The sequence below is a fragment of the Rickettsia asembonensis genome, from assembly GCF_000828125.2.
Taxonomy (GTDB): Bacteria; Pseudomonadota; Alphaproteobacteria; order Rickettsiales; family Rickettsiaceae; genus Rickettsia; species Rickettsia asembonensis.
On record NZ_JWSW01000011.1, the window covers coordinates 24,474 to 31,628 of the forward strand.

A 7,155-nucleotide genomic window follows, 5' to 3' on the forward strand; every position below is an offset into this window, starting at 1 on the left:
ATTTACTCAAGTTTTTGTAAGAATATTTCAAATTTCTTATTTGCTAAAATAATTATATTTAAGTCTATAGTTTCTTGAGATTTAATTTCTTTAATAAAATCAAGAAAATTTCTAACTAAGTTATTATTATTATCAATCCATAAATCTAAATCAATAGTTGTTTTAGATTTATTAATTATTTTTATTAATAATCTACGTTGTTTGTCATATAAATCATCTTTTAGCGATTGAATACCGAGGCGTCGCCAAAATGAATCGTTCAATTGCTTATCACAAGCTTTACGTAACCAATCAAGACTAAACATATCGCTTATAGCAAAATAAGCTTTTGCTACCTCTTTATCATTCCCTGAAGTTTGCTTTGTTACATATATAATATCAAATACTGAAATTAAATTGTCAAATGTAGCGATAGTAGCAGCAAATGATTCCTCTACCCCGCTAGTTGTATAATAATTTAATTTTTCTTCAAATCTTATTTTAGTTTCTCCGACTAATAAAGTACCTACCGTTTTTCTTAAGTTTTGTGCAGGAACTCTAAACTCTTCTATAGTTTCACTAATATTAATAGGATGCTTTAAATTTTTAATAAACCACGAAATACCACGACGCATTAATTTCGTTATTTCGGTAAACATATCGATTTTTACATTGTAATCAATATTAGTAGGTAGCTTACTTATCGTTTCCCATATATCATCAAGATCAAAAATTTCACAAATAATGGTATATGACCTTATTATATCACAAAGAGGAGCCCCAATCTCACGCTTTACAATACTAATAAGCGGTCCTCCAAGTTGATTAATTATTTTATTTATAGTAACGGTTTTAATAATCTCATGTTTAAGAGGATGAGATAAAATTTCATTACGAAACTTTTTTTGCATCATTTCAGGAAAATAATCTATAAGATATGCATCAAAATATTTATCATGCGAAAAAGTAGAATTAAGTAACTCATGATAAGCCGACCTTTTACTATATGATAGTAGTAAGCAAAGCTCAGGACGAGTTAGTACTTCACCGCTGATAGCTCTTCTATTCAATTCTTCCGCACTAGGCAAGAATTCATTTTCCCGTTCTAATACTTTTTCTTCTTCTAAAATATCTATAAATTGACTAAGTATATTAACGGTTAAAGTAGGAGATAGTTGCATAATTGTTATTGCTTCGGTTTGCTTATAATTATCAAGCAATACTAACTCTTCAACTTGCTTTGTCATATCATTTAGGAGTTTATTACGTTCTTCTAAAGTAATTTTTCCTGAGGTTACCGCACTACTTAAAGCAATCTTGATATTTACCTCATGATCGGAACAATCAACACCTGCTGAATTATCAATAAAGTCAGCATTTATGCGTCCGCCTTTTTTAGCATATTCAACTCTACCTCTCTGTGATACCCCGACATTACCACCTTCTGCTATAACTTTTGCTCTAATTTCTTCACCGTTACATCTAAGGTTATCATTTGTTTTATCACCGATTTCTAAATTATTTTCCGTTTTAGCTTTGATATAAGTGCCTATTCCGCCATTCCACAATAAATCAACATCTGCTTTTAAAATAGCTTTAATTAATTCTTCCGGTGATAATTCATTATCATTTATATCAAGTGATTTTTTAATTTCCGGTGATAATTTTATTAATTTACTACTACGTTCAAATACTTTGCCTCCTTTAGAAATAAGCTTAGAATCATAATCGGACCAATTAGAACCCTTTAAATTAAATAAACGCAAACGCTCATTAAAACTTGATACAGGATCAGGGGTAGGATCAATAAATATATGTTTATGATTAAAGGCAGCAACTAACTTAATAGCCTCTGATCTTAGCATACCGTTACCGAACACGTCTCCCGACATATCTCCTATACCTACGACGGTAATAGGATCTATTTGGACATCTAACCCTAAAGTTTTAAAGTGATTAGTTACGGAAATCCAAGCTCCTTTAGAGGTAATAGCCATTTTTTTATGATCGTAACCTGCAGAGCCACCGGAAGCAAAAGCATCATCAAGCCAGTAATTATATTCTTTTGCCACACTATTAGCGTAATCCGAAAATGAAGCTGTACCTTTATCGGCAGCAACCACTAAATAAGGATCTTCTTTATCATAAATAATAACGTTTTTCGGATGTACTACTTTACCGTCAACGATATTATCGGTTATGTCTAATAAACCTCTCAGGAAATTCTTATAGCATTCTACCACTTTTTCCATATATTCATCACGAGTAAGCCCTCCCTCAGTAAAATGAATATAAAAGCCGCCTTTAGAGCCGACAGGGACAATAACGGAATTCTTCGTCATCTGTGCTTTCATAAGTCCAAGGACCTCAAGCCTATAATCTTCTGCTCTATCCGACCATCTAAGTCCTCCGCGTGATACGGGACCGCCTCTTAAATGAACAGCCTCAAAATCCTTAGAGTAAACAAATGCTTCGGCAAACGGAACAGGTTTAGGTAAACCAGGTACTTTTGAAGAATCAAACTTAAATGAAAAAACATGTTTATGCGGTTGATAGTAATTTGTTCTAGTAATAGCATTAATTATACCAAGCATACTACGTAGTACTTTATCTTCACTACTCATCTCAACGGTTACTAAGTAATTATTCAGTTTATCTTGAATTACATCACAATTATTATCAGGATGTTTAGGATTAAATTTTATATCAAACAGATTTACCAACATTTTTGTATATTCGGGATGTTTAAGTAGTGTTAACTGTACATAACCTTTGCCGTAACTAAATCCCGTTTGATGTAAATATCTTGTTAAAGCTTTGACGAGTTTAACTTGCTTCCAATTAAAACCGGCCAGCACTATCAATTTACTTAAAGAATCATTAGCAAGCATCCCAAGTGCCATTTGATCTAAAGCTTCTTCAACATTTATTTTTAATTCGGTAATATTATCCTTTACCGGTATGATAGAGGTTAAGATAAAATTATATATCCAGCTTTCTTTAATTTCGAGAGCCTCTTTAATTGCAAAAGTTTGTTCATCAATTGCTTTAAAACCTAAATTTTCGATTGGCGGCAATATGTTAGAAAGGGCAAGTTTTACTTTTGGACTATATATTTTTAAGTAAAATTCCGTTTCATTTACAGAAACTAGATTAAACATACATTCTTGTGACTTGCTTGCTTCCATTAAATATTCAATATCTATTAAAGCTATTTCCGGAGAAAATTTTTGTCTATAATCTGCTGGAAAAACATTATCAAAAAGCTTTAAATTAATACCTGCTTGATATTCACTGAATTTTTTAGAAAGCTTAAAATAAAAATCTTCACTCCAACGTGTAGAGATACGATCTAAATCTTGCTGTATTATTTCTGCTTCAAAATTTATTTTATGTTCCCCTTGTGCTTCAAGCGTTACAAAAAGATAAGAAAAATTACCGACTACTTCGGTTATATAGTTGGATAAAATTTTACTACCGAATTTTCCCGCTAAATAACAATCTATCATATTATGTATTTCAGCCGTTAAACGTTCTCGTGGCAGAAAAATTATGATATTAAGAAAAGAACTCGACCAATCATATTGAATAAATAATTTAAGCTTCTTACTCATCATACTTGAGAGCATATGTAAACACATACAATATAAATCGCCTTGATCAATTTGTATTAAAGCTTCTCTCGGTAACGACTCCATTAAAATTCTTAACTTATCGGCATTATAACCGGATAATGCAAAACCGGCTTTCTCAATTACAAAATTAAATTTTTGTCGTAGGATTGGAATATCACTTATTGAATGGTAATACATATTTGAATTATATATGCCGAAAATTATACTTCCCGAAATATATTCACCCGAAGAGTTAAATTTTTTCACTAAGATATAGTCGATTAAATTATCTGAATGGATAAGCGACGCACTATTTATTTTACCGAGTATTATTAATTGATTTTGATATAAAGGATTAGCAGAACATTTTATAATATCATCAATCTCGTCTTTTACTTCTTGCCATATTTTTGCTGCTCCTATTTCATTACTTAATTTTAAAGATTTTACCTCAAAATCAAGAGTCCCTAATAAAACCAAATTATCGTTTTGTAACCAATTTAAGAATTCTTTAGCCTCTTCAAAATTTAATTTATCATTATCAATTATATTTTTAGATAAACCTTGTAATTTTGTAAGTAATTGCGGTAAATGGCTATAGCTTTGCTCTAACTCTTCTAATCTTTCATTTATAGCTTCAGTTAAAAATGTAGTAGTTTTATCGTCAAAATTTCCTAAAATGGTTAAATGCAGTATCGATTCTGATTTTTCATCCGACACAGAATTTTCTAATATTTTTTCTAATTCTCCTTTACTATTTCGGACGCAGTTTATTACCGGATGGAGTAAAAACTTAGTTTGCAAATTCATATTTTTAAGCAGACATATAATAAAATCAACAATATGCGGTTTATTATCAAGTAATATCAAGACATTTATTGCCGGATCATTTTCTATAACCGTCTTTGTTATTGCTATTTTTCTTGCTCTTTCTCCCCTTTGCTTAAAAAACTTAAAGGCTTCATCTGCAAAATTTTGAAATAGTTTTTCTCTATTCTCAAAATCATAATCTATCGGAATATAATTTAAAAACTTTTGAACAAAATCTATATATATGGAACTTGACTCACGTTCCTTGCTAAGTTCTAGAATTTTAGTTTTATAATTCGGGATTTGACAATTTAAACGACTAAAATTTAAAGAGGTTGTTTTTGGGGTCATAATTTTCTCAAGAATAATATTATATGCTATCATGTACTATGATATGTTATTATATTATATATTATTTAATAAACAAAAGTGTATAAAATAAATGGAAACGATATTTGCACAAAGCTCTGCATTCGGTAAAGCAGGCGTAGCGGTTTTTAGGATTTCTGGTCCTAAAAGTTTAGAAGTTTTACAGCTACTTACCCGTAGAGCGGACTTTAAACCACGTATCATGTATTATCAACAAATTACAGTTCCTGAAACTAAGGAGCTAATTGATAATGCTATGGTTGTTTATTTTAAGTCGCCTAATAGCTTTACCGGTGAAGACGTAGTTGAGATTCATACGCACGGCAGTAAAGCTATCTCCATAATGCTTATTAACGCATTGTTAAATATAGCTGATATTCGTTTAGCAGAAGCAGGAGAATTTACCAAAAGAGCTTTTTTAAACAATAAGTTTGATTTAACGGCAGCAGAAGGGATAGCCGATTTAATTAATGCTGAAACTATTATGCAGCATAGGCAAGCAATTAGACAGGCAAGCGGTGGGCTTGAAGAATTATATAATAACTGGCGTAGCAAGCTTTTAAAAATTATCTCTCTGCTTGAAGCTTATATAGATTTCCCTGATGAAAATATACCGGATAGCGTTCTTAATGACGTTAACAACACTCATAAAAATCTTGTAAATGAAATATCTAATTATCTTAACGATAATAGACGAGGAGAACTACTAAATAGCGGTCTTAAGCTTTCAATTATCGGTCCACCGAATGCAGGTAAGTCTAGCTTATTGAATTTTTTAATGCAGAGAGATATAGCAATTGTCTCAAATATTGCAGGAACTACTAGAGATATAATTGAGGGGCATTTAGACATTGGCGGCTATCCTATTATTTTACAGGATACAGCAGGTATAAGAGAAGAAAGTAGTGACATTATAGAGCAAGAAGGTATAAAAAGAGCTATTAATTCGGCTAAAACAGCAGATATTAAAATTATTATGTTTGATACCGAAAAATTAGATTCCTCTATAAATGAAGATATTACAGGTTTAATTGATGAAAATACTATTGTAATAATTAATAAAATCGATTTAATTGAACCTAGTAAAATCTTTTCTATTGAAAATAAATATAAATGCTTAAGAGTTTCAGTAAAAAATAATATTGCTCTTTCAAGTATATTAAAAAATATCGAAAATATTGCCGAAAATATGGCTGGTTTTACCGAAACCCCTTACATAACAAATCAACGTCATCGTCATTATTTAAAACAAGCTCTCTCACATTTAACGGCTTTTAGCTTAGATAATGATTTAGTTCTAGCAACTGAAGATATTAGAATGACGGCACGCTGCATTGGTGCTATTACGGGCGTTATTAACGTAGAAGAAATACTAGGCGAGATCTTTAAAAATTTCTGTATAGGGAAATGATTTTACCGCTGTCACATGGATATAAATATCGTCATTGCGAGCAGGTCTTGTTGTGTGGATACCCGAAACCGTCATTGCGAAGAGCGAAGCGACGCGGCAATCCAGAAAAATAATTAAAAAAATTCTGATATACAGAATTTTTTACTAGATTGCTTCGTCGAATTACTGCGTAATTCTTCTCGCAATGACGAGATTTGTATCCCTAACCCATCTCAAACCCTTTCTCTATATATTAATTTATTTTAACTTTATCTTGACAAAAACATTAATATACTCTAGAAATCACGTTTTATGGTTTTATTAATTAAATTAAAGGAGTAATAATTATGGCACCTGTATTAAATATAAATTTTAAATGCGTTATGCCTATATTTGGAAATGAAATGGTAAGTAGTTTACCGGGTAATGTAAGCCACATCATTCATAAATTAAGCGGTACTATATTTTCATCAGTATATAGTACTGTTGAAGGAGCTTTTAAAAAAGGTTATATGGTGAATAATGCACAGTGTAATTGGAAAAACATTGAACAATCTTTCAGTGAGTCCCCAAATGATTTTTCAATACTACACCAAGAGTGCAATAATGGTTTAAATACTCCAATAAATAACATTTTTACCGATGCAGAAAGTAATCCGCATATACTTTTACAACAAACCGTAACACCTCATCAAAACGGTACGGCTAATATTCTTGGTCAGCTCTATAAAGTAACGAATGATTATATGTTCTCGCAAGGCGATATTACCGAAACTAACGGAGCTGATTTCTTAGGTTTAGATAAATGCACTAAGGAAAATGCTATAAGCGCTTTACAAAACTACAATACCTATAAGAAACATCTAACATCTATCGAAACGCTTACTAATATTCTTCAGGATACTCTAAATCATTTAGGCATATCTCAGGATAATGCTCAAGAAGTAGGGGTAAAAATTTTTGATGTATTAAATATACCCGTTAAATTCACTA

Annotated in this window: 3 protein-coding genes; 2 read left to right on the plus strand and 1 reads right to left on the minus strand. The window is 31.1% G+C overall.

Going from position 1 to position 7,155, the window contains the following annotated elements; all coding sequences use genetic code 11:
- Positions 1-2: 2 nt before the first annotated feature.
- A complete protein-coding gene (locus SB78_RS02320; RefSeq protein WP_041078289.1) occupies positions 3-4,754 on the minus strand; it encodes an NAD-glutamate dehydrogenase in 4,752 nt (1,583 codons plus the stop codon).
- Between the two features lie 91 nt (positions 4,755-4,845).
- Between SB78_RS02320 and mnmE the strand changes: the two genes are divergently transcribed.
- Both mnmE and SB78_RS02330 read left to right on the plus strand, forming a co-directional pair.
- Positions 4,846-6,183 (plus strand): tRNA uridine-5-carboxymethylaminomethyl(34) synthesis GTPase MnmE, encoded by a 1,338-nt coding sequence (gene mnmE / locus SB78_RS02325; protein ID WP_041078291.1) that lies wholly within the window; start codon positions 4,846-4,848, stop codon positions 6,181-6,183.
- A gap of 326 nt (positions 6,184-6,509) precedes the next feature.
- Positions 6,510-7,155, plus strand: a 646-nt coding sequence (locus tag SB78_RS02330; protein WP_041078293.1) for a DUF5460 family protein, incomplete at its 3' end; no start/stop codon positions are given.